General features: G+C 57.6%; 21 protein-coding genes. 9 read left to right on the forward strand and 12 right to left on the reverse strand.

Features of this window, described 5'->3' with window-relative positions; all coding sequences use genetic code 11:
* Positions 1–100: 100 nt before the first annotated feature.
* Complete coding sequence (locus AABO57_07510; protein ID MEK6285571.1) at positions 101–529, reverse strand: hypothetical protein; 429 nt, start codon at positions 527–529, stop codon at positions 101–103.
* A gap of 304 nt (positions 530–833) precedes the next feature.
* Positions 834–1,226: a DUF1573 domain-containing protein gene (locus AABO57_07515; protein ID MEK6285572.1), complete on the reverse strand. Its 393-nt coding sequence runs from the start codon at positions 1,224–1,226 to the stop codon at positions 834–836.
* A 226-nt stretch (positions 1,227–1,452) separates the two neighbouring features.
* On the opposite strand from AABO57_07515, the gene AABO57_07520 reads away from it, so the two are divergent.
* Positions 1,453–1,965 carry a hypothetical protein gene (locus AABO57_07520; GenBank protein MEK6285573.1) on the forward strand — a complete coding sequence of 171 codons (513 nt, stop codon included), beginning with the start codon at positions 1,453–1,455 and terminating at the stop codon, positions 1,963–1,965.
* Complete coding sequence (locus AABO57_07525) at positions 1,962–2,438, forward strand: hypothetical protein (GenBank protein ID MEK6285574.1); 477 nt, start codon at positions 1,962–1,964, stop codon at positions 2,436–2,438. The genes AABO57_07520 and AABO57_07525 overlap by 4 nt, the downstream gene beginning before the upstream one ends.
* Positions 2,439–2,663: 225 nt before the next feature.
* On the opposite strand, the gene AABO57_07530 is transcribed toward AABO57_07525, so the two are convergent.
* From AABO57_07530 to AABO57_07560, 7 genes are all read right to left on the reverse strand, one after another.
* On the reverse strand, positions 2,664–3,269 hold the full coding sequence (locus tag AABO57_07530) for a hypothetical protein (GenBank protein ID MEK6285575.1): 606 nt from the start codon (positions 3,267–3,269) through the stop codon (positions 2,664–2,666).
* A 50-nt stretch (positions 3,270–3,319) separates the two neighbouring features.
* A complete protein-coding gene (locus tag AABO57_07535) occupies positions 3,320–3,715 on the reverse strand; it encodes a hypothetical protein (protein ID MEK6285576.1) in 396 nt (131 codons plus the stop codon).
* A gap of 1,270 nt (positions 3,716–4,985) precedes the next feature.
* Positions 4,986–6,365 carry an NADPH-dependent glutamate synthase gene (gene gltA, locus AABO57_07540; GenBank protein ID MEK6285577.1) on the reverse strand — a complete coding sequence of 460 codons (1,380 nt, stop codon included), beginning with the start codon at positions 6,363–6,365 and terminating at the stop codon, positions 4,986–4,988.
* Between the two features lie 133 nt (positions 6,366–6,498).
* Positions 6,499–7,353 carry a sulfide/dihydroorotate dehydrogenase-like FAD/NAD-binding protein gene (locus AABO57_07545; protein MEK6285578.1) on the reverse strand — a complete coding sequence of 285 codons (855 nt, stop codon included), beginning with the start codon at positions 7,351–7,353 and terminating at the stop codon, positions 6,499–6,501.
* Positions 7,354–7,531: 178 nt separating this feature from the next.
* Positions 7,532–8,908 (reverse strand): NAD(P)(+) transhydrogenase (Re/Si-specific) subunit beta, encoded by a 1,377-nt coding sequence (locus AABO57_07550; GenBank protein ID MEK6285579.1) that lies wholly within the window; start codon positions 8,906–8,908, stop codon positions 7,532–7,534.
* On the reverse strand, positions 8,905–9,231 hold the full coding sequence (locus tag AABO57_07555; protein ID MEK6285580.1) for an NAD(P) transhydrogenase subunit alpha: 327 nt from the start codon (positions 9,229–9,231) through the stop codon (positions 8,905–8,907). Before AABO57_07555 ends, AABO57_07550 begins: the two co-directional genes overlap by 4 nt.
* Positions 9,232–9,825: 594 nt before the next feature.
* Positions 9,826–10,971, reverse strand: coding sequence for a Re/Si-specific NAD(P)(+) transhydrogenase subunit alpha (locus AABO57_07560; GenBank protein ID MEK6285581.1), 1,146 nt, complete (start codon positions 10,969–10,971; stop codon positions 9,826–9,828).
* Positions 10,972–11,231: 260 nt separating this feature from the next.
* Between AABO57_07560 and AABO57_07565 the strand changes: the two genes are divergently transcribed.
* The 4 genes from AABO57_07565 to AABO57_07580 all read left to right on the forward strand — a co-directional run bounded on the left by AABO57_07565 (position 11,232) and on the right by AABO57_07580 (position 13,890).
* Positions 11,232–11,894, forward strand: coding sequence for an MOSC domain-containing protein (locus AABO57_07565; protein ID MEK6285582.1), 663 nt, complete (start codon positions 11,232–11,234; stop codon positions 11,892–11,894).
* A gap of 118 nt (positions 11,895–12,012) precedes the next feature.
* Positions 12,013–13,218, forward strand: a complete 1,206-nt coding sequence (locus tag AABO57_07570; protein MEK6285583.1) for an MFS transporter — start codon at positions 12,013–12,015, stop codon at positions 13,216–13,218.
* Positions 13,219–13,259: 41 nt separating this feature from the next.
* The gene (locus tag AABO57_07575; protein MEK6285584.1) at positions 13,260–13,664 is read left to right on the forward strand and encodes a RidA family protein; all 405 of its coding nucleotides are present in this window, start codon (positions 13,260–13,262) and stop codon (positions 13,662–13,664) included.
* Positions 13,665–13,674: 10 nt separating this feature from the next.
* Complete coding sequence (locus AABO57_07580; GenBank protein MEK6285585.1) at positions 13,675–13,890, forward strand: hypothetical protein; 216 nt, start codon at positions 13,675–13,677, stop codon at positions 13,888–13,890.
* A gap of 72 nt (positions 13,891–13,962) precedes the next feature.
* Here AABO57_07580 and AABO57_07585 read toward each other — a convergent pair whose 3' ends face one another.
* Entirely contained in the window at positions 13,963–14,547 is a 585-nt protein-coding gene (locus AABO57_07585) for a Uma2 family endonuclease (GenBank protein MEK6285586.1), read from the reverse strand.
* 563 nt (positions 14,548–15,110) lie between these two features.
* Between AABO57_07585 and AABO57_07590 the strand changes: the two genes are divergently transcribed.
* The 3 genes from AABO57_07590 (at position 15,111) to AABO57_07600 (ending at position 19,816) form a co-directional block, all read left to right on the forward strand.
* Positions 15,111–17,012 (forward strand): thioredoxin-like domain-containing protein, encoded by a 1,902-nt coding sequence (locus AABO57_07590; GenBank protein MEK6285587.1) that lies wholly within the window; start codon positions 15,111–15,113, stop codon positions 17,010–17,012.
* A 295-nt stretch (positions 17,013–17,307) separates the two neighbouring features.
* Positions 17,308–17,718 carry a hypothetical protein gene (locus AABO57_07595; GenBank protein MEK6285588.1) on the forward strand — a complete coding sequence of 137 codons (411 nt, stop codon included), beginning with the start codon at positions 17,308–17,310 and terminating at the stop codon, positions 17,716–17,718.
* A gap of 112 nt (positions 17,719–17,830) precedes the next feature.
* A complete protein-coding gene (locus AABO57_07600) occupies positions 17,831–19,816 on the forward strand; it encodes a glycosyltransferase family 39 protein (protein MEK6285589.1) in 1,986 nt (661 codons plus the stop codon).
* A 123-nt stretch (positions 19,817–19,939) separates the two neighbouring features.
* Here AABO57_07600 and AABO57_07605 read toward each other — a convergent pair whose 3' ends face one another.
* Both AABO57_07605 and AABO57_07610 read right to left on the reverse strand, forming a co-directional pair.
* Entirely contained in the window at positions 19,940–20,746 is an 807-nt protein-coding gene (locus tag AABO57_07605) for a molybdopterin-binding protein (GenBank protein MEK6285590.1), read from the reverse strand.
* Positions 20,747–20,863: 117 nt separating this feature from the next.
* The gene (locus AABO57_07610; protein MEK6285591.1) at positions 20,864–24,079 is read right to left on the reverse strand and encodes a TonB-dependent receptor; all 3,216 of its coding nucleotides are present in this window, start codon (positions 24,077–24,079) and stop codon (positions 20,864–20,866) included.
* Between the last annotated feature and the right edge of the window lie 346 nt (positions 24,080–24,425).

The raw sequence follows: 24,425 nt of genomic DNA on the forward strand, positions 1-24,425 counted from the left end.
TTCAACTGGACGACGCCACACCGCGCGGCGGTCCAAGTTGGCGCAAGCGGACGATGCGCCACTGCGCGTGATCAGGAACTACAGCGCTCGGGAAAGGCTTTCAGAAATTTGAGAAGCTCGGAGGTGCTCGAGGAGCGGATGAACCGCCATCGATAAGATCGCGGACGGCAACGACGCGCTCGAGGAACGTTACCGGCGGCTCGTCGGCGAATGCTTGCTGAGCGCCCGCGCGAAGATGCTCGCGAAGAAGTAAATTCGAGAAGCGGCCCGTCGGAGCACATCCTTCGGGGCACGAAGCAAACAACTCAGCTTCGCTTATGCGAGGCTTGTCATCGGAGACTTGACCTTTGACCGACGCGTGGTGAGGATTGCAACAGCAGTAGCCATCCTTCACACAGCAGGCCATTCCGCACTCATCCGCCGTCTGAGTCGCCAGGACGATGGGCGCCGAGACTGCGGCGATCAACAAGAAGAGCGCCGCAAAGAGCGCGCGCAGTCTTGCTAGTCGAGTCTGTCCGGCTCGTGTCATTTGGCAGCTATCCTACTACAAGTTTCGCTCAAGCGGTAATAAATGTTTGAGGGTGGCGCAACTCGAAAGGTAAGCCTCTCTTGTCGAGGCTGGAGGGGAAGACCGGGTTCGGAGTCGAACCGACCGGGACACTCTGAAATGTCCCCAACGGGTTTGCAGCCCGCGGGAAGCACCGGCTTCCTTAACCGGCCGTTGGTGAAAAAGACAGAAGGCAGTAAGCAGAAGGCGGAAGGCAGCTTGTGCCTTTCTGCTTACTGCCTTCTGCTTTCCGCTTTCTGCCTACTGCCTTCTGCCTTCTGAGTTTCTACTCTGTAAAGGTGGCGCGCAGGGTCAGCATGAAGGTTTGATGGTCCGGATCGTTTGTCGTTACGCTGGCAGTCTTGGTGATCTCGCCTTTGTAACCATCGGTCTTCGCAACCTCAAGCGTAACCGAACCGGACTTACCGGGCGCGATAACCTTGTCATACTTGCTCGTAGTGCACCCGCACGAAGGGCTGACGCTCTTGATTTCAAGGTCTACTTTCCCTTCGTTCTTAATTTCAAAGGAGTAGGTGAGAGGCGTACCCGCCTTAACCGAGCCGAAGGAATGTTCGAGGGACGGTATCGACAGCCTGGGCTTTCCGCCGTCCTGCGCCGATACCGAAAACACGAACATGAATAGAAGCGCGACTGCAACAAGGGCCGTTCTTGATCTCATTAAGCTAACCTCCAAAGATGTTGAATTGAGAGCCCGGTCAGAAAAGCAACCGGCAACACCATTGATAAACGCTCGGGATTGAGTGTCGGTTACAGAACCGGACAGAAAAGTCCATTATGGACTGCGGCGGCGCGCATTAGTATGGACTGCGGCGGCGCACTTCTTACTTAAAGCCTTGACCGCGATCTGTACCATGGTATTTCATTAGGTCATCCGGAGCACTTACATGCTGACTTCCTCGAAACTCGTTGCGTTGGTGGTGATCGTCTTTACGGTGGCGGCTGCCTCAGTCGGTACGTCCACGGCAAGCATGCAGGGCGAACGCTCACTCGCGGGAGAATGGATAGTCACTTCGAGTCCGATCAACGGTCAGACCTCCTCTCCGAGAGGTCTGACTCTTGGATTTCCAGACAGGGACATGCTCTTCGAGCAACAAGGCGACCTTCGCACGGGGGTTGTCCTGCGTGAAGATGCGGGTCCTGATGTGAGGCCGCTCGGCGTGTGGCGAGTAACGGGCGACCGGTTCAGCACGACGTTTCAGTTGTGGTGTCCTGACAGCGACGGGCCTTGCGGTTCAATAGTAATGCGCGGCCAGTTCGTTCGAGATGACAAGATCAACGGGACAATGATCGCGTTCTTTGATCAACCGGACGACTCGACACCTACGGGCTACGATACCTGGACCTTCTCATTCGTGGGAAATCGTGTTGCCGGCGGCGCAACGGGAGGCTCGAATTGATTTCGCGGGCTGGATCTTTTTTCAGGCATCTGGCAGTAGCACTGACGTTGGCGGCTACGCTTTTGACCGCAGCGCCTTCCGTCTTTGCCGGCAACCAACTCACGGGTTCATGGACTCTCAGGATCACGATTCCTGAGTCTCCGGACAGCGCCACGACTCGCACCTTCATCGTCACTCTGGATGTCAGCCCGCGCGGTGAGAGTCTTCACGGGCGCGCGAACATAACCGACGGGGGACAACGAACGGTCGGCGCCGCGTGGCGTCAGGTCGGCAAGAACGTGTCGATCGCCTACGAGCTGCCGTGTCCGGGAGACGGTCCCTGCGCCTCGCTGATTCTACAGGGGAGGGTGAAGGGCGGCGGCGTGCTGATCAAGAGGGGCTCAGTGATCGTATTGTGGGACACGGCTAACAACAAGAACCCCGCGTTGTACGATACGTCGAACGGCTCGTTCCGCGGCGACCGCCTGCCGTGAGTCTCCTGCTCACTTTCGCAACAGACAGTAGCTGTCCGAGATACCATCGGGCTTCAGCCGATGGAGTTTCAGTTTCAACCTAACGACCTCAGTAGCTGTCCGAGATACCATCGGGCTTCAGCCGATGGAGCTTCAACTTCAAGTCAAATAGCCAAAGCGCCGCTCTTGATGATGATGTGCCGGGGTGAAGGGCGGCACGCTCCAAAAGCTCGGGCGCCAGCAAAATCACTCAGAAGGCGGCTTCCGTCGCTCGGGCTTGAACTCGATCACGATTCCGCGTAGCGGCGAGTCCCCGACATTCTTCACAGTATGGATCACCGGTTGGTTGAAGGTGGGTCGATCGGGAATCGTATCAACGAAGATCTCCGGCTGCCCTTCCGGCCACTGCTGGAGTCGAGTTCGGTTTAGCTGCATCACAACGCGCTGGCTGTGACTGTGCCTTGCTCGCGTGTCGCCCGGGGCCAGCTTCTCCTCGAAGATGAAGAATCGATTACCGTCGTAGCGGATTGCGTTCTTTTGCGGCGGAATGATTTCATGTGGCGACTCGACGGGCGGATGGTTAGGCTTGAAGGCGACTTCGAAGTATGAGCCTCCAGTAGGCGGCTCGTATGACTGGCCTTTCTTGAAGACGGCAACGTCACCTCGATTCATCTTGCGGCGCGATTTTCCGGAGCGAAGTTCAATCTCGGCGAGGGCGACTATCACGCGATCCTCGCAGCCCGAAACGCTGGCCTTAGCGCACGGCGCCGCGTCTCGCATCACGCGAACATAGTCATTCTCGAGCGCGGGAGCAGGCGCCTGAAGAAGGCAAAACACTAACAGACACATCATCGCAAACAACCTCGGTTTGCAGATAAACGCTTGGGTAGCCTCGACGAGTTCTAAATCGCGCCGATGGTAGCTGTAGGTTTTGACGCCGCCACCAAAGTTGTGGTCGCCACAAACCGATGAGCAATGTTGTCTACCATCACACCGAAGCCCTCCAATGTCCTTACGCCAAGCAATGTCATGTCGCCGGGTTCGGCAAACACCACTTCATCGGTGGTTTCGTAGCCTTCGGCGCTGAGAATGGCGTAGCCGATGTCTCGCTCGATCCTCTGCTGGGTGGCGGTGGCAAAAACTCGCTTCCGCCGCGGTGTGATACCGATACCCTGCAAAACTTCCGCCGGAAGCCAGGTGAGTTCCGAGCCGGTGTCAACCACCGCAGATAAAGGCTGGGTGGCCAGTTCTTCGCGCTTCGGATTGCGAGCAATGACGTCGACCTTGAATGCGCTCATGGCTGTAAAGATAACCGCCGTGCTCTGGTGAGGGCAAGGTGTGCTGTGCTGAGCAATGTGCATCGAGCGAGGATCGACGCTGCCGCTCTCGAAAAGTTGTTGAGTCGGCTGACGCGGCCACTACAAGTACGCATTCTTGGCGATGACGAGCCTCTTCCTCGCAGGTGATGTGGAATTCCACCGCGGCAAGCGTCGGTGTGTCGCACCCTTATGAACATCACTTCTGCGGATTAGAACGGCCAATGGATGCCAGGAAATATTTGCTTGAGTACGATATAAGCCACACCAAGTGTTGAGAGCACACCTATTGCCCACCAAATGTAGTCCTGAATTTTGTGAAAAGGATTGTTGCACTCATATCTCCCCATTTCGTACTCCAATCTCCCAAGCTTGCTAAAGCAACTGGGAAACAGGAGCTTCAGCCGCCCGAAAGAAAAAAATTTGCAGACGGGATACCCTTTCGCTAAGCAAAACAGGGGATGTAGTGCACACCAAATCTAACTCAACCGTTTTTAATTAGTCAATCAAATAAGCGCCTGTCGAATGACGGCGCACTACTATGAAGCAATCCAAAAAGCCCGAAGCACAGTCTAGACGCTACGTCGTAAGAGAGTATGTCCTAGCCGTCTCTCCCGTCGAAGCATTACGCAAAGAGAGAGACATCCAGCCAGAGGACGTTTGGCTAGACGAGAAACAGCCCGAGCAAAGCACTACATCAGCCATAGGCTTTGACTTTCCTAACTGATGTTAGAACGGCCACTCAGCCCTTATCACTTTATATGCCGCAATTATCAAGAGCAGAACAATTAAGGTTCTTAGAATGAACCACTCAATTCTGCAAAAAACGCTCTCACGGTTTTGGTCGGACATTAGACATGGCTCCTTTTGACGGATACTGGACCAAAGGGCCTACCCCTTTTCCAGTCGTCGTAGAGTTCACGGTGAACTATCTTTTTCTTTTCAAAGAGCCAATGTCTAAATAGCTAACCGATATGTGCAGTCGAGAATCGAAAAGGTTGCCCGTAGGCTGAGCTAAGGCTTATGTAACGCGAGAAAGCGATTTAAATACCGAATGCAATTGATAACAGCGCGTTTGCCTGATACCACGCCTTTACCTTCCGAAAACCGAATCAACTAAATGCTTGTAGAAAGACGTTTGACTTGCAAGAACAAAGGAACGGATGATAGGCAGCGAATCTTTTGAACGCCACTTGGTTGACCCACCGCTAGGAAGGCATATTGCAGTTAATTCGACAGGGCGGGTCAGAATCTAATTGCGGCTACAGTTGGTGCTCATCAAGTTTTCGTGGATCGATCGAGCCGCTCTCTTCCCGTCCCCCATCGCGAGAATCACCGTAGATCCGCCGCGAACTACGTCGCCGCCTGCGTACAAACCCGGGCGGCTCGTGAGGCCCGTTTCATCAGTGATGATGTTGCCCCACTTCGTGGTATTCAATCCCGGCGTTGTGGATTGAATTAGAGGATTGGGACCCTGGCCGACGGCGACAATCACTGTGTCTACATCGAAGCTGTGCTCGGTGCCTGTGATTGGAACCGGTCTGCGGCGGCCGCTCTCGTCAGGTTCGCCGAGTTCCATGTCGATCACTTCCATGCCTGTCACCCAGCCGCGTGTGTCGCCGAAGAATTGAGTCGGGGCAGTGAGGAATTTGAACTCGATGCCTTCTTCCATGGCGTGCTCGACTTCTTCCGCGCGAGCCGGCACTTCTGCGCGCGAACGGCGATACACCATGTAAACTTTTTCAGGCCCAAGCCTCAGTGCGACTCTCGCGGCGTCCATCGCTGTGTTGCCTGCGCCGAGCACCGCGACGCGTTTGCCGACTTTCACCGGCGTGTCGTACTCGGGAAACTTGTAGCCCTTCATCAGATTTACGCGCGTCAGAAACTCATTGGCCGAGTAGATGCCCGCGAGGTTCTCACCCGGAAGATTCAAGAAGTAAGGCAGGCCGGCACCCGTAGCCAAAAACACCGCGTCGTAGCCTTCTTCGTCCAGCAACTCGTCGACGGTTTCGGTCTTGCCGATCACACAGCTTGTGACGAACTCGACGCCGATGTTTTCGAGTTGGCGGATCTCGATTCCGACGATGCTCTTGGGCAAGCGGAATTCTGGGATGCCATACGCGAGCACGCCGCCGAGCTTGTGAAGCGCTTCAAACACGGTGACCTTGTGGCCCATCCTCGCGAGATCGCCCGCAGCGGTGAGCGAAGCCGGACCCGAGCCGACTAACGCGACTCGTCTTCCGGTTGGAGGAGCTATGAACGGCGTCGCAAACGAGCCGCAGTCGATTTGATAATCGGCGACGAAGCGTTCGAGGCGGCCGATTCCTACCGACGTTCCTTTGATGGCGTTGACGCAGCGCGCTTCGCATTGGTCTTCTTGCTGGCAGACGCGGCCACATATCGCAGGCAGGCTGTTCTTGTCGCGGATGATGTTGGCGGCGCCGACGTAATCGCGTTTGAGAATCGACAGGATGAAGTGAGGAATGTTGACCTCGACCGGACAGCCGGTTATGCAGATTGGGGTTTTGCAGCTTATGCATCGCTGAGCTTCAAGCAGCGCTTGCTCTTCGGTGAAGCCGATGGCCACTTCGCAAAAGTTCCTGCGCCGCGCTTCGGGTAACTGGCAAGGCATCCCCTGACGCGGAGCTTTTGGCGTTCGTTTGATTTTGATCTGCTCGGTTGCCAATCGTGGTTCCTTTGTCCTCTGCGTTCCTCTGCGCCCTCTGCGGTGAGAGAATTTTAACCGCGGAGGACGCGGAGGTAACTCACACTAGCCCTTCGAATCTTGCGACCTGCTCGTTCTCGAAACGCTCCAGCGATACCTTCTCTTCCTGCGCATAAGCCCGATTGCGGCGGATCAACGTGTCGAAGTCGACTTGATGCGCGTCGAACTCGGGACCATCTACGCAGGCGAAGCGAGTCTTGCCGTCGATGACTACCCGGCATCCGCCGCACATGCCGGTGCCGTCGATCATCACCGGGTTCAGGCTCACAAGGGTCTTGATGTTGTAAGGCTCGGTCAGTTCCGCTACGGCTCGCATCATTGGCATCGGGCCGATCGCGTAGACTACGTCGATGTCAATGCCTTGAACAATCAAGTCGCTGAGCGGGTCGACCACAAGCCCCTGCCTCTCGTAGCTGCCGTCGTCAGTCACGATGTGAAGCTCATCGCTGGTCTCGCGCATCTCGTCTTCGAGGATCAAGCGATTCTTAGTGCGAGCGCCGATGATCGAGATGACTTGATTGTCCGAGGCCCTCGAGGCTCTCGCGATTGGCAGGATCTCGGCGGTCCCGACTCCTCCGCCAACGCAAACGACCGTGCCAAAGCTTTCGATTAGCGTCGGGTGACCAAGAGGGCCTATCACGTCGGCAAGCTCATCGCCCGCGCAAAACGAGTTCAACAGGCGCGTGCTTTTGCCAACGCTTTGAACGATGAGCGTGATGCTCCCGCGCTCGATGTCCGAATCGACTATGGTGAGAGGAATGCGCTCGGCGTATTCGTTGGCGCGGACGATGACGAAGTTCCCGGCTTTTCTCTTTTTCGCGATCTTTGGTGCTTCGATGATGAATCGGCAGATGTCGTCGGCTATCGCGGTTTTGTCCAATATTCTGTTTGCCATCCGTACCTCTTAAGCCTCCCTACCCCGAGCCGCCTCCAAGAGATGGGCGGCCACCGAGGGCCGCCCTTTGGCTCGATAATGCGAGCGACAGGACGTGCTCGCCTACCAGCAATTTAGAGGGTTTCGGCTGACGAGGCTATGACGGGGGTCACGACGCGACGTGACGGCTGTCACATGGCTAGGCATTCTGCACGGCGCCGGCTAGTTTGATCAGCGATGTCTTCGCGTCACCGTACAGCATGCCGCAGTTTTGCTTGAAGAACAGCGGGTTCTCGATACCGGCAAAGCCCTTACCCTTGCCGCGCTTCAACACGACGACCGAGCGCGCCTTGTCCACTTCAAGAATGGGCATTCCGGCGATGGGACTCTTGGGATTGTCGCGAGCGTCCGGGTTCACCACATCGTTTGCGCCGATCACAACCGCGACGTCGGTTGCCGGAAACTCGGTGTTGATCTGCTCGAGGTCGTATAGCGACGAGTAAGGCACGTTGGCTTCGGCGAGCAGCACATTCATATGTCCAGGCATGCGGCCAGCCACTGGGTGGATCGCGTACTTGACCGATACGCCTCGCGCTTCGAGCATGTTTCCGAGCTCGCGCACCGCGTGCTGCGCTTGCGCCGTAGCCATGCCGTAGCCGGGCACGAAGATTACCTGCCTGGCATAAGCAAGCTGTACCGCGATGTCTTCGGCTTTCACCTCGCGCATATCGCCGAGAGCCCCGCTCTCGCCAGCCGCTGTTTCCGCTCCAAACGCTCCGAACAACACGTTGGTTATCGAGCGGTTCATCGCGCGGCACATCAAGACCGAAAGTATGAAGCCCGAGAAGCCATCAAGCGTGCCGGCGATGATAAGAACGTTGTTCGAAATGGCGAAGCCGGTCGCTGCGGCGGCAAGCCCGGCGTATGAGTTCATCAGCGACATCACGACCGGCATGTCCGCCGCGCCGATCGGCAACACCATCAGCACGCCTGACACGAACGCCAGCCCGGCCATCGCGTAGAACACCGAGTGCGCCGAAGGATCGTAAATCAGATAGGCGAACATCCCAACCGTTAACGCCATCAGCGACATGTTGAAGATGTTTTGCCCGCGGTAGGTGATCGGCGTCCCGCGAACCCAGTCCTGAAGCTTGATGAACGCCATCAAGCTTCCGGTCACCGTGATGCCGCCGAGCAGCACCTCGAGGTTGAGCGCAGTCATCTTGAAAGTTCCAAGCTCGCCGGCGCCGTGCCGGTAGTATTCAGACACGCCGACGAGCGAAGCAGCCAGCGCGCCGAACGCGTGCGAGAGCGCAGTCCGCTGCGGCATCGCGGTCATCGGCACCCATATCGAAATTGCCCCGCCGATGAGCGAGCCGATGATCAGCCCGGCGATGATCCACTCGTAGCTTATGATGTCTTTGTGAAGCAGCGTGCCGACGATCGCCAGGAACATCCCGACTTCGGCGAGGATCATTCCTCGCCGCGCGGTTTCAGGATGACTGAGGCCCTTGAGACCGAGGATGAATAGAATGGACGCGGCCAGGTAATTGAGTTCGATTAGAACACTCATCAGGCTGGGTCTTGCTCCTCTGCAGAGTCTTTCCTGGGGGCGGGTTGTCTCTTAAACATCCTCAGCATTCGATCGGTGATCATGAACCCGCCGACGACGTTGATCGTCGAAGCGATCACGGCTATGAAACCCAGCCACGTGCTAACCGTGTTGTAGTCCGCGCCGGCGCTCACCAGCGAGCCGACAAGCGATATGCCCGAGATCGCGTTGGTCGCCGACATCAGCGGCGTGTGAAGAAGCGGCGGCACTCGCGAGATTACCTGGTAGCCGAGAAATGCCGCGAGTGCGAAGACGTACAGACCGGCGATTATTACTTCAGTGCTCACTATTCAGATCCTCCTATTGCCTCCACGAGAACTGCGTTCACGGAAGTAGTTCAAACGAATCTAGGAATCTCTTGCCGTCCTCAGAGATTGACCGCTCGATCTTCGTACTTACCAAAAGCAAGAACACGCATTTTTCAGATACAAAGATTCTCGCTGTGTATGATGTCGCTCTAGAATCCATATTGATTTCAAGCCCGGGGATTCCATGCTGATTGACGTGATTCTCGTGCTTGACCTTCAGTGCTCGGCTTTCAAAGGTCAGGGCGACGATGGTCCTGTTTCGCGCACCCTGCAATCTCGTTTGAATGACTTCTAGATCAGTGCTTCCTTCAGAGAAGCAGTAGTAGCTTACTCGGAATCCTTCATCATTACGTTTTGCCAAAAAGGTAGGATTGGGAATCTTGCCGACTGCATGCAACAACGGCGGTAACTCAGCGTGCCTGGCCGGTAGCATAACCTTGAAGTGACCCTCTTTAGGCGCGAACTCCTCCCAGTCTGTGCTCTGAGGCATAACTGTTAGAGGCAGACCAAGGAGCGCTATCAATAGAAGGTGTGACCGCATATGACTCTCTCTCTGCTTTGGTGTTTCGCCGTCTATCGCGCAGTCGACTCGAGCGCGGCTGCCACCCGGGCATTCACGACCTCGCCCCGATGAAGCACGCACGCAGGGCCAACTACATCGTCGTTCAAATCGATCTTCAACTGCCCTTGATCGTCAATCAGAAGCTTCAAGAATGCGGTGACATTTCGAGAGTAAAGCTGGCTCGCGTGAACCGGCACAGTAGCCGCGAGATTCAACGGCGACATAATAGTCACGCCGTCTCGAACAACGGTCTCACCGGGTTTGCTCGCTGCGCAGTTGCCCCCGGTCGACGCGGCAAGATCCACGATCACCGAACCGGACTTCATACCAGCGACGGCTTCTTCGGTCACAAGCAGCGGCGCGGGCCGTCCGGGCACTTGCGCCGAAGTGATGATCACATCGGTCGTCCGCGCGTGTTTGGCTATCAAGTCTCTGCCTCGACTGAGAGCCTCTTCGCTAAGCTCGACCGCGTATCCGCCCGCGTCTTCGGTCTTGATACCGCCAAGGTCGACCTGCAAGAACCTGGCGCCTAGAGATTGAACGTGCTCGCCGGCAGCGGCGCGAACATCGTAGCCTTCGACGACCGCGCCCAGACGGCGCGCGGTCGCGATTGCTTGCAGACCCGCGACACCTGCGCCCAGGACCAGCACCCGCGCGGGGGCTATCGTGCCGGCAGCGGTCATCAACAACGGAAACATGCGCGGCAATCGCTCCGCCGCTAACAGCACCGATTTGTAGCCGACGATCGTAGCCATCGACGAGAGCGCGTCCATCGTTTGCGCTCTGCTCGAGCGCGGTATCAGCTCCATTGCGATGGCGGTCAAGCCGCGCTCAATGAGTTGAACCAGAACTTCGGGTTCATCCAGCGGCCTTAGAAATCCAATCACCACCGCGCCCGGATGAAGGCGCGAAAGATCGTCACCGTCAGGACAGTTGACGCAGGGCAGGACGTCCGCATTCGCGAGCACATCGAGCTTCTCATTCTCGACTCTCGCACCGGCTCCGGCGTAGTCCGAATCGCTTGCACCCGCGAGGTTTCCAGCACCGCTCTCGATGTGGACCTGTACGTTCGAAGCCGTGAGCGCGCGCACCGATTCAGGCATGAGCGCCACCCGAGTTTCTCCCGGCCGCGCCTCTCGCAATACGCCAATCTTCATCAATGCTCCGTAAGTGTGTTCTAAGTAGCTCCGGCCCGCATCTGCTCGATCAGGTTCGGCTGAACCCTTCAGGCCCTCGGAGAACTATTGGAATTGAAAGCAAGAATATATCATTTCGAACGGGACTTTTGCAGGCCGCAACTGACGTCCGGCGGAAAGGCGGCGATTGAACGGCTGGTGCTCGCCTGAACTTCCGCTAGACTGGGAATTTTCAGGACGTTTGGAAGATTCGTAGATTGATGTGCAACAACGGAGGGAACCTGAAAGTGCTGTCGGTGAACGTTGGGCTGCCGCGCGATGTCATCTCGAAGGGCAAGCCGGTCACAACCGGGATCTTCAAAGAACCGGTCGAAGGCCGCGTCCGGCTTAGAACGTTGAACCTTGATGGCGACAGGCAGGCGGACCTGAAAGTTCACGGCGGCACGGACAAGGCCGTCTACGCCTATCCAGCCGAACACTATGATTATTGGCGCCGGGAGCTGCCCGGCGTCGAGCTCCCGTGGGGAATGTTCGGCGAGAATTTCACCGTCGAAGGATTGCGCGAGAACGAGATCAACATCGGCGACCAGTTTCGTATCGGCTCCGCTGAGCTGATGGTCACGCAGCCGCGGCTCCCTTGCTACAAGCTGGCGGTGAAGTTTGGGCGCGACGACATCATCAAACGTTTCCTTGAAAGCGGCCGAACCGGCTTCTACTTCGCAGTGCTCAAAGAGGGCGAAGTCGGGGCGGGCGATTCGATCGAGATGATAGGCCGCGACGCGAATGATCTGACGGTTGCCGGCGTCACTCGACTCTACTTACAAGGCAAGGACGATCTGGAGGCGTTGGAGAAAGCATTAAGAGTTGAGGCGCTGCCGCCAAGTTGGAAAGCTCACTTCGAGCGCCAGCTTGAAAAGCTTCGTGCGACGCAGACGACGCGCTGAAAACGAGCAAGAGCTCGTAGTACGGCCTTCAGGCGGAAGTTGGTAGATGAATCGAAAGTCTAAGTATGCTTCCGCCTGAAGGCGGTACTACGAACTCTTTTGATGGAAGCACCGAACCGTGAGACTGAAACCTAAGCACTCTGTTCTGTTGGTTGGCCTGGCATACCTGAGCTTCGTGAGCCTGGGCTTGCCCGATGGGATGAATGGAGTTGCGTGGCCGTCGATCCGGGCCGGCTTCAATCTTCCGCTCGATGCGCTGGGTGCGCTCTTAGTGATGTTCACCGCGGGCTACCTGGTGTCGAGCTTCAGCAGCGGCAGACTGCTCGCGCTCGTGAGTGTTGGCACGTTGTTGGCGCTGAGCTGTCTGGCAACGGCAGTGAGTCTGATCGGTTACGCGTTAGCTCCGGCGTGGTGGGTCATGGTCGCATTGGGGAGCCTTGCCGGGTTAGGCGCGGGCGCGATCGATGCAGGACTGAACACTTTCGCAGCGACCGAGTTCAACGCGAGAATGGTGAACTGGCTTCACGCGTGTTACGGAATCGGCGCAGCGACCGGTCCGGCAATTATGACCGCTGTGCTTGCGGCGCATCATCCGTGGCAAAGCGGCTACCTGATAGTCGGCGGCTGGCAGTTGGTGCTGGCGGGTGCTTTCGGACTGACGCTCAGATCCTGGCCGAAAGCTTCCGCTACCGGGCAGTCCCATTCAGAAGCGATTGCACGAGCCTCAAACCTCAGCACGCTCAAGCTGCCGGTTGTGCGGCTGAGCATCGCGGTCTTCTTTGTCTACACCGGCATCGAAGCCGCCGCAGGCACCTGGGCATACAGTCTATTCACGGAGTCGCGTGCCGTTCCAATGATGACAGCAGGCATGTGGATAAGCGTCTATTGGGGCGCGTTGACCGCTGGCCGTTTGCTATCAGGCCTTGTCGTAGGATTTGTTCCAGTGCATCATCTGCTGCGAGTCTGCTTTGTCAGCATCGCGCTGGGGGCAACGTTGATCTGGCTGGGCGGCGCAGGCTTGCTGAGCTTCGCCGGCCTTGCTTTGATGGGCCTGGCCTCGGCGCCCGTGTTTCCGTCGATGATCTCTGCGACTCCGATGCGACTTGGAGAGGCGCACACGGCGAACGGTGTGGGCTTTCAGATTGCGGCCGCCGTTCTCGGCCAATCGCTGCTGCCGAGCCTTGTTGGCCTGCTGGCCGGCAAGCTCGGCTTAGAGGTAATTGCCCCGGCTTTGCTCGGCTCTGCTTGTTTGCTGCTTGTGCTTTTTGAGGCGTTGACGGCGGCGAGTCCGGCGGCCGGTCGAGAAGCGCCCTCGATGACGTAAAGGCGGGATGCGATTAATATGTCCGCGACCGATGAGGAGAAATGACTAAAGTACATATCAACCCAAGCACCCTCTTCCCAAGCGTTCAACACGGCTTCTCTCAGATCGTGACCGCTCAGGGCGGCAAGACGGTTTATATCTCCGGTCAAACTGCCTGGGACGCCGAGAAGCGAATCGTCGGCGGGATGAACTTGCGCGAGCAAACCCGGCAAGCGTTGCGTAACATTCGAATCGCTGGCGAGACGGCTGGGGGAACGCTGGCGGATGTCGTGTCGGTGCGAATCTACATCGTCAACTACAAGCCCGAGGATGCCGGCCCGGTTGGCGAAGTCTTCAGAGAGTTCTTCCCAGGTGATGATCCCCCGGCGAGCACGTTGATCGGGGTTTCGTCTCTGGCGGTCGAGGATTTCCTGATCGAGATCGAGGCGATAGCGGTTATTGAGTGAGAATCATCTGATGACTTTCGCAATCTGCCTGGACAATGAGGACTATGAAGCATCGTTGGAGCTTCGCAAGATCTATAAGGTCGTTCCTCCGGAAGCCAGCGATCCCAAGGGATACATCCGCATCGTCGATGAATCCGGCGAAGACTACCTCTACAGCACCAATGGCTTTGAGATAATCGAGCTGCCTCCACGAATCGAGCGCAAGCTTGTGGCTGCTCTGAGATGATGCGGCCCCAAGTGCGCAGAAAGAAGCTTGAAGCGTAGGGTTGAGCTTACTACGAGGCTGATCCGGCAATGTTCATTCGAACTCGACAGCCGCGTAGATTTCGCTCAGGGTCAGCACGCACTCGATTGACTTCAATACGATTGAAGCATTCAGGTCGCCGTAGTCCGAGCGAACCCACCTCTCGCCTTGACGAGCGAAATGCGTGGCGTGAGGCGCGTCCTGAGCCAGCATCAGATAGTCCGTCAGTGAAGGGAGCGCCTGATAGGCGGCCCGCTTTTCGTTACGGTCACGCCGTTCTGTACCTAGAGAGAGCACTTCGACAACAAGGGTTGGATTGATCAAAGTGTCAATCCCATCGACATTTTCAAACTCAGCTTCCCCGCATACCACGCTGGTATCCGGGTAGCGGTAAGGCGGCAGACTCGGCGTCCTCACTGGTATTTCGCTGTTAAAGACCTTACAGCCGCGGCCGGCCATCTGCCGTCTGAGGCCGAAGTAGATATTGCCGGTAAGCATGCCGTGCTCTTTACTGCCTCCGCTCATGGAGACGATCTCGCCGTCCCAGTACTCGTAGCGGCCGTCTCCCGTTCGTTCGAGAGCGAAGTATTCCTCGAGTGTGTAGTAGTGGCGTGGCGAGTCTTTGGGGTCTGCGGCCATTCTCTCTGCTTACTCCGAGTTGAGATGCGCCAAAAAGTATAGCACTGAAACCAAGGATATATGCGAAAGGAGATCTCGTCAGCAGAACTGTCGTTCAACGCTCAGCGTTGGGCATCGAAGAGTCCCGGTTTTGTTTGTCAGCAGTTGGTGTAGAGCAGGAATCGACTTTGGCGGCTTGGCGAGCGCGGCACAGAACTCCCGCCATTGTTTCTTCGACAATTTGAACAGCATCGGCGATTGCCTTCTCGCCCCAGTGGACCGCGACATAGTCGACTCCTTCATTGCCAAGGCAGATCATACCACGGCCGTGTTCGGCTAGTAGATGGAAAAGATGATGGCGTCCATAGGCCCGTTTGCTCAATTAGCTGATGTGTTCAGTCTGGTATAATCACGGCTTGATCCGGCAGGCCATTTGAACGAGCCGGACCCTATGGATTAACCGCCAAACCCGAGGCTAAACAATGAAGAAGGTTCTAACGTTGTCCGTCTCACTACTGCTAGCCAGTCTCTTTTGGCCCAGCCTGTCGGCTTCACACGCCGCTATTCAGGAGGGGAGATCCAAGATGCCCGAGTACGAAGGTAAGGTGAACGCTCCCGAGTTCCCCGAAGGCATGGAATGGCTCAACACCGAGCGGCCACTGTCGATACGCCAGTTGAAAGGCAAGGTCGTGCTCCTCGATTTCTGGACCTACTGCTGCATCAACTGCATGCACATCATTCCCGACCTCAAGAAACTCGAGCACAAATATCCGAACGAGCTTGTGGTCATCGGTGTGCACTCAGCCAAGTTCACCGCCGAAAAGGGCACCGAGAATATTCGTCAAGCGATCCTTCGATACGAGATCGAACACCCGGTTGTCAACGACCACGAGATGCAGATCTGGCAGGAATATACAGCCAACAGTTGGCCTACGCTGTTTCTGATCGATCCCGCGGGCAAAGTTGTCGCCTACATGAGCGGCGAAGGTGTTTACGCCCAACTCGACGGGATCATCGCGAAAGTCATCGAAACGTTCGACGCCAAAAAGCTGATCGACCGGCGCCCGCTCAACCTGAAGCTTGAACGCCAGCGCACGCCCACCTCGGTGCTGGCGTTCCCCGGAAAGGTGCTCGCCGACGAAAAGTCCAGGCAGTTGTTCATTGCAGATTCAAATCACAACCGCATAGTCGTCGTTTCGCTCGAAGACTCGGCGGTCAAAGAAGTGATCGGCCGCGGGGAGATCGGCCTGGCCGACGGCAGCTTCGAAACGGCGACGTTCAATCATCCGCAGGGCATGGCGTTGGACGGCAGCATTCTTTACGTAGCCGACACGGGGAACCACGCAATTCGCGCGGTCGATCTTGGCAAGCGTTCGGTGACAACCATCGCGGGAACCGGCGAGCAATTGCAACGCCGCATCACGTTTGGCGGCCAGGGTAAGAACACTGCTCTCAGCTCGCCCTGGGACCTTACGATTCAAAACGGCATTCTGTACATCGCGATGGCCGGCCCGCATCAGTTGTGGCAAATGAATCCGAAGACCGGAGGCATCGCACCTTACGCCGGCTCGGGCCGCGAAGCACGAATCGACGGGCCACTCGCCGAAGCTGCGCTGGCCCAGCCTTCGGGCATCACCAGCGATGGCAAGAAGCTGTACTTTGCGGATAGCGAGGTCAGTTCGATCCGTTCCGCGGATCTCGATCCAAACGGCCGGGTCGAGACCATCGTCGGCGAAGACCTGTTCGAGTTCGGCGATCGCGACGGCAAAGGCCCGGCGGTTCGATTGCAGCACCCGCTCGGAGTCGTTTACCACGAGGGCTTGTTGTACGTCGCCGACACTTACAACAACAAGATCAAGCGCATTTCTCCGGCCGAGCGCACCTCGGAGACTTTTGCCGGCACTGGTGAAGACGGAATGCGTGACGGCGATCGTGCAACGCTCAACGAGCCGGCCGGTGTCAGCGTTGCGCTGGGCAAGCTCTACGTCGCAGACACGAACAATCACCTGATCCGATTTGTTGATCTCAAGACAAAACGCGTCGAGACGCTTCAGATCAAAGGCCTGGAAAAGCTGCGGCCACGTAAGTCGAAACAGTTCGCAGGCGAGACCATCGAGCTTGCGGCGCAAACGATCGAGCCCGGCGACGCGACGCTTGCGGTTCAACTGGAACTTCCGGCCGGCTACAAGCTAAACGCCCAGGCGCCAACGGCGCTGACGATCGCGGCCGCGCAGAACAAAGTTGTGAGCCTTGCGAGCGGCGCGGAGCAGACCTTTAGCAATCCGGCGTTCCCGATCAACATTCCAATCAAGGTCAGCGAAGGCGAAGCAACTGTCCAGGCTGACTTCGTAGTGTATTACTGCGAAGCCGTAAGAGAGAGTCTTTGCTTCTTTAAAGAAGCGCGACTGAGTCTTCGCGTGAAGGTCACTAAGGGGTCGGGCAATCACAACCTGACGGCAACATATAAACTGCGCATCACGGGCTAGCACCACATCACACTCCACCGATCCTTGTCACCACTCGTTGCTCGCCTGTAACCTGTTCCCGATGCCAGCGTGCCCACGGTGCAATAAGAGACCGGCTAAGCGGTTCTGTCCCGCGCTCAGGACAAAGATCTGTGCCGTCTGCTGCGCGCGCGAGCGGATGATTGAGCTTGCTTGCCCCGAGTCTTGTCCATACCTGGTCGACGCCCGCACGACCGCGAGCAACCGGCAAAGCGCGTTGCCACCGAAAGAAACTACCGCACTGGGCGCCCCCGATCTCAGGCTTAATGAGCGCGGGATGATATCTCTCAACGCGATTGAGCGGGCGATAGTCAACGTCCAGCGCGGTATCGGGACGTCCGCCTTACGAGATCTCGACGACACTGAAATTCTTTCCGCCGTCGAAAACACCATCAAGAACCTGGAGACCGAAGAGAGCGGATTGATCTACGAACATCGTGCGGCCCCGAGAATTGATCAACTGAGCCGTCGAATCCGCGAGGGTCTCGACGATATCGGCAGGGATCTGCCGGCAGACGCGCGCCCGCGGCGGAGCGAGATACTCAAGGCGCTGACCTTTACGCGCGAGGCGGTGAAAGTCCACACCCTGCGCGCCGCCGGGGACCCCGAGGCTTCGCGTGCTTTTATCCGCTATGTCACGCTGTTCTATCCCTGGCCGGAAGAGGCAACCGCGCCGCTTATCATCTGACGACTTTTAGATGAGTCGTCGCGCCGGCTTAGTCCCCGTCATTGTCGCGAGCAGCTCCTCGGAGCCAAACAATGACAGGCTCAATTCGATGCAGGAGAAACAAGGATCATCTTTGTACCATCGCTCACTGGCGTGGCTATCGCGGCGGGTCGCGAGCCCGAATCCTCGGCCGCGCCGCAAGCGGATAATCATCGCCGGCGCGGTCATCTTTTTAGCCGCGTTTGGTGTCAGACTCATTCACTGGCAGGACTATCAACTCAGGATCGGCGCGGACCAGGGGAGCCTCGTTAGCCGCTATAAGCAGCAAGCGCAACGGATGCTCGACGGGGACGGTATCCTGTATCCAACCGGTTATAAGCAGCACAGCAGCATCCAGTTGCTTGTGCACCCGCCGGGTTATTCGATCTTCATCGCCATGCTCTTCGGCTTGTTCGGCCAATCAGACGACAATCTCGTGCGCGCGCAGATCATCTGCGATTCATTGGCGGCGGTTCTGGTCTTTTTGATTTCCGCGCAAGTCATGGCGCTCGCGGCATCCGTGATCGCCGGCTTGCTTGTCGCTTTCTCGCCTCATCTCGCTCATCATTCGCTTATGCTTCTGCCCGAGTCGCTCGCAGTGCTGCCGATACTAATAGCAGTCCTCCTGTTAATCCGAGCGGGAAAACAACCTCGACTCGTGCCGATCCTCACAGCGGGCGCGATGATAGGCGTGTCGTGTTGGTTGAGATCGAACACTCTGCTGTTGGCGCCGTTTCTCGCGCTTGCGATTCTGCTGCTGCTCGAACGCAGCCGGCGAATGAAATACGCGATGGCGTTCGTGTTTGCGACGATAGTAGTCATCTCGCCGATTACTATTCGCAACTGGGTTGTGTTCGGTCACTTCATTCCGCTCTCACTCGGATCGGGCGTGACGATGATTGAAGGCATCGCCGATTACGACAAAGAGAATCGGTTTGGGATGCCTGTAACCGATGGCGAAGCGAAACGGAAGGACGTCGAATGGCACAACCGGCCCGACTACGCGGTGGGATTGTGGCGGCCTGATGGAATCGAGCGAGACCGCTACCGCTTCGCGCGCGGGCTCGATGTGATACGCAAGGACCCGGTGTGGTTTGCGGGAGTGATGATTCGCCGCGCGGCGGCGATGTTGAGATACAACGATTCGCTCTCACTCGGCTGGCCCGCAGATACTGCGATCGCGCCCATTGTCTCAGCCGAGCCTTCGTTCGGTCATCAGCTTGTGATCGGCGGCGAACCAGTGTGGTCAAGCTCTGCTCCGGAGTTGCTCGCCAAGGGCCGAGTCTTGTCGCCGCGGACCGAGTGCGCGCTTGCCGAAGATCGAGAGACGCTCACGGTGGCGGGCAACGACTCCGGCTTTGACGATCAGTTCTCTTCCGCGCCGATTGCCGTCCAGAAGAACACCGATTACGTGCTGAAGATTCCGCTAAAGTTGATGCAGGGGCGCATGGCGGCAAAAGTTACCAGCGCGGACCGGCGCATCGCTCTCGCTTCGCTCATCCTGCTACCGCCAGAAGCGGAGCCTCGAAGCAAAACAAAAGTAGAGGCCAAGGATGTGGACGGCGATAACGATAGTGAGTCGGCGATGGAAGAACGCTCCTCGCCGGCCATCGCCGACAATCAACGCCTATTGATGCCTTTTGCGACCGGAAGCCGCAGCGAAGTACTGTTGGTCTTAAGCAACAATGGGCCGTCCTCGGCGAGGCCCACGTGCGCGCTGGGTGCAGCGGAGCTTCTTGAGCTCGGGCAGACGCCGCACCGGTGGTCACGCTTTGTTCGGCCGGCGGTTCGCCTCATCGAGAGAAGTGTGTATAGGACTTCTCGCATGCTTCCGCTCATCGGGATCGGAATCATCTTGCTGGCGGCGGCTCGGCGGTGGCGGGTGCTCCTTGTCTTACTGGTTGTCCCGGCCTATTACTTGTCGGTGCAGTCCGCGTTGCACACGGAGTATCGATACATCCTGGCGATCCACTATTTTCTTTCGGTGATGGCTGCGGTGACGCTCAGTTGCTTTGGCGCGGCGATCGCCGGAGCAGTAGGATTGACAGCGAGGAGCTTCATCGTTAGGAATGCTCCCTAAGATTCGGCCCATGCGCTTGCACCAACGAAAATGCAGACTACCCGCTTGATCAACCGGCGGTCCTCCGCGGCAGGGTGAGAGTTGCCAGGTATATGGCGAACAGCGCGGAGGCAGTCGCAGCTTTCACTCTTGCTCCCGAATCCCCGCATCCGTAAGCGCTTTTTTGAGGTCCGAGGCGGCACTCTCTATCATGCTGGCGGCTTCTTGGGCGCAGGAGGCGGCTGACGAGATCAGTATGCGAAAGTGCACGCCGCGCCCAAAGCGGCTCGCGCGCGATTTTATGTAGACCTCGGGGTGCAGAGAAGCGACCTGGCGCAGCGCCGGAGCCAGCTCGGACTCGTCGCCGCACTCGACGGTTATCTCGCGCTCTCGATAACTGCCTTGGCCGAAGACCTCGGCGAGCAGACTTTGAAGCGGGCCTTCGACTATCGCCTTCAACTCAGCAGGCACGCCGGGCAGCGAGACGATTCGAGTTTCGTTGATCTCTACCACAACGGCCGGCGCGGCCCCCATCGGGTTCTCGATCGGGCGCCCGTCTTCAGGGAGTCTTGCCATCTTCAATCGTGCTTCGCTCATTTCGCCGCTCGATACGTAGCCTCGAGATGCGAGTTCCCGGTAGCGACGCTGGACGAACTCTTGCGCGACGGCGTTGATTTCGAGCTTGCGGCAGGTTGCCTTTGCGATGCCCGCCAGGGTCAGATCATCATCGGTTGGCCCGAGCCCTCCGCAGGTGAAGATCAATTCGGCGCCGCGCTCCAGCGAAGCTCTGATGGCGTCGCTTATCGCGTCAATCTCATCACGGACTATCGCGATATGCCGAACTCGGCCGGCCATTCCTCGAACAACACGGCAAAGGTAGTTTGAATTCGTGTCCTCGACCAGCCCGAGCAAAATCTCATTGCCGATGGTCACTATCTCGACGGTTATCACTGGCGGATTATACAGGAATCATTATGACGTGGCGCAGTTTTCAGTCTGCGTCGGGTGCGCGTCTAATTTTCGCGCCAGGATGCGGTTTGTTGTAGGCTGTCGGGCTGCCGCGCTGATTTAGAAGGTCAATCTCACCGCAAGCTGAATGTTTCTCGACCCGCCCCCTCCAAGAAAGGGATTGCCAATCCCTACATCCGGTGTCACCGTAATGGGCAAGAAACCGATGCCTCGTCCAGTCACCGCATCGATTCCGTTGAAGCTGGCGTCAACCGAAAATCCCGGCAGTAGAGGCGATGAGAAGTTCGGGTGATTCAGAACGTTGAACACCTCGGCTCTGAACTGGAGCTTTACCTGCTCGCCCAGCGGCGTCGTCTTAAACAGCGATAGATCGAGGTTCGCGTAGCCGGGGCCCAAAAGCGAATTGCGGCCAAGGCTGCCGAAGTGCTGAGTGCCCGGGATGCACGAGGCCGCACTGCCATCGCCGGAGGGGTCGAGCCTGCACGGCGCCTTGAACGCAGACAGGTTCAGGAAGTTGTCCGGCCCGTGTGTCCCGGCGAACGGATCGCCTACGATGTCGGGACGAGGAAAGAACTCGCCCGTGCCGTTGTAGTCGTCAAACAGGTTCACGTGGAACGGGCTGCCACTCCTGAGCGTAACAATTCCGTTGAGTTGCCATCCATCGCCCAACCGCGGGAAGCTCTTGAAAAAAGTCGGGATGTCATATGAAAAGGCCAACACAAGCCGGTGGCGCACGTCGAAGTTCGAGCTGGCGCGCTCCTGATCGGGCCGATGACTGTTGTCGGGCTGTGTAGCGTTTGCGACGTAGTCCTGGCCATCCGACGCGTTGTCGATCGAGTGCGACCAGGTGTAGTTGATCATCGAAGTGAACCCGTGACGCTCGCGCACGGAAAGGCTTGTCTGCAGCGCGTTGTAGTGCGAGTTCGCCGTCGTCTCGAGGTTGTTCACGTAGAAAAACGTTCCTCCCGACGGAGCGAACGGCCCGTTGTCGAAGGGTCGCGCGGTCGATACGCCGGGATTGACTGGTTGATTGATATCCCGATACCGGAAGAGCTTCGTTCCGTGCGAGCCGACGTAGCCGGCTTGAAACACCACGTTCTTGAACAGCTCCTGCTGGAAGTTCAGATTGAAGTTCTGAACGTACGGAGTGCGCAGATGGCGATCAACCGCGAAGACGTCCGAATCGAGGAAGTCCGTGAATATCGGCACGCCCGGCTTGATCTGAGGGATCGTCGAGAAGGAAAACAGAATCGGCGCGGGCCCGACGGGATTGTAAGCCGGACCTGGGTTGAAGGTGTTGAACGGAAGCTGGCCCACGAAGAAGTCCTGCGAGAACGCGTCGTAGAACATGCCCCACCCGGCGCGCACAACGGTCTTTCCCTTTCCATTCACGTCCCAGGCAAGCCCGATGCGCGGCGAGAAGTTGTTGAGGTCCCTCTCGTACAAACGATCGAGACCGCCGCTGCCGACCAGCACCAAGCCGCGCGCCGGATCGAAGTTGCTCAGCAGCCCGTTCTTCTCGGCAATCACGCCGAAGTAGTCGTAGCGCAGTCCGAGGTTGACCGTCAGATTGCGGCTCCAACGGAACCTGTCTTGAATGTACCCCGCGTGCGAATTCTGAAATGTGTTGCGCCGCGAATCTCCTATCGCCGCGCGTCCTCCGCTCAACGTCCCGCTCAGAAAATCTTCGAGCGATGCAAAGTCCAAACGCCCGCGATAGCCGGCGTCGAAGAAAGCGTTGACGAAGGTGCGGCGAAACTCGTAGCCGAACTTGATCTCGTGCCGGTCGAGCTTCCACGAGAAGCTGTCGATGAAGTGCCAGTTGGTATCCACTCGAGCTCGAGGAACCGAAAGTGTCGCTCCGAGCGAAGCGATTGACGAACCGAAGTCCGGGTCATTTCTGATTCGGATGAACGGAAGCCCGAAGTCTTGCGCTCCTTGAACGCCGGTGTTCAATCCAATCGAGCGAGGGTCGAAGTCGCTGTCCTGTGGAAAGAAGCCTTCGTCGAAGCGGTTGTAGCCGAACCGCGCTTCGTTGACCTTCGTCGTCGAAACCACTTTCACATACGAGATGGAGACAAGATGCACCGATGTCGGCGTGACAGTGTTGAAGCCCGGCAGCACGTTCCCCCCAAGGATCGCCAGCGGGAATGACTGATCGCTGGTGCCGTAGTAATAACGGCCGGTCACCTGGTTCCGCTCGTTGAACGAATGATCCAACTTGTAGATGAAGCTGTCGACATCGTTGCTCGCAGGCGTAGTCACAAACAGGTTAGGGCTCGGATCGAACAAGGCGACCGGGCGGTTGGGCGCCGGCCACGGATTTCGCGCAAGCAGCTTCGCGATGACAGAATTCTGGGGACCCCCAAGCGCGGCGATCTCGCGCGGATCGGGCACGCGAGCCACCGAGTTCAAGCCTACGCGCTCACGCTGGCCCTCCCAGCTCGCAAACCAGAACGTCTTGTTCTTGACAATCGGTCCGCCAAGCGCGAGTCCATATTGATTGTTCCGAAACGCGGTCTGCGGGTCGGGCTTGGGGTTGAAGAAGTTTCGCGCGTCGAGCCAATTGTTGCGGAAGAACTCGAACAGCGAGCCGTGAAGGTTGTTGGTTCCCGACTTGGTCACGATGTTGACGATCGCGCCGGAGTTGCGGCCGTACTCGGCTTCGAAATTAGACAGTATAGCCGCTTCGGCGATCGCCTCGACTGGAAGAATGGTTGCGGGTGTTCCGAACACTCCCGCTTCGTTGATCGCCGGCAGGTTCCGATAGCCGTCGTTCATGTCGGTGCCGTCGAGCAAGTAGTTGTTCGAACGCCCGCGATTCCCGTTGGCGCTGAACAAGCCGAACGAGCCGGGCGAGTCGGTCGCACCCGAAGGATCTCCGGTCGCACCCGGAACCAGCACCAGGAACTTCGTATAGTCGCGCCCGTTGATAGGAAGGTCCGCAACCTCACGCCCCGCAATGGTTCCGCCAAGCGTGTTGTTGGTGGATTCAACCTGGACAGCGTTCGCCTGAATATCGACGCTCTCAGAGCCGCCGGTAACCTGCAGGGTGACGTCAGCGCGGCGCTCACCGGCAACCTCAACTTTTGCTTCAGTCACCCTGGCGATCCTGAAGTTGGTCTTGGTTACCGTCACCTCATAGATCCCGATGGGCAGTTCCGGTATCGCATAGTTGCCGGCGGAGTCAGTGACCGTCGCTCGCTCGAGCCCGGTAGCGACATTTCTTGCAGTGACCGCGGCCTCAGGTATGGCTGCGCCATTCACATCTGTCACCGTCCCGAGGATCGTGCCCCGAAATGTTTGTGTTCGCAACGTAGCACCGAAAGCCTTCGGTGGACTAGAGAGGCAAACCAGCGCGCACATCAACACTAACGTTGAGATGCGTTGTGCTAAGCGCGTGCACTGAACTGCGCGACCGGAGACTTGACGAAGCGTTCGTGGAACTGATCGAGACATCGGTAGTTGCCCTCCTTGATCTCTTACCTGAGCACGGTTCGATTAGGCAGACTTCGGCGCGACGTTGCGCACAGCGATAGAAGGTATCGTTTTTTTTGTTTGTGATTCACCGATCCCTGTTCGTTCGGAGGTATTCTAGAGGGGCAAAGGGCAAAGGGCAAAGGGGCAAGGGCAAAGCGCGAAGAGCGAAAAGGGTGAAGAG

The organism is Acidobacteriota bacterium (genome assembly GCA_038040445.1).
GTDB lineage: Bacteria > Acidobacteriota > Blastocatellia > UBA7656 > UBA7656 > Onstottus_A > Onstottus_A frigus.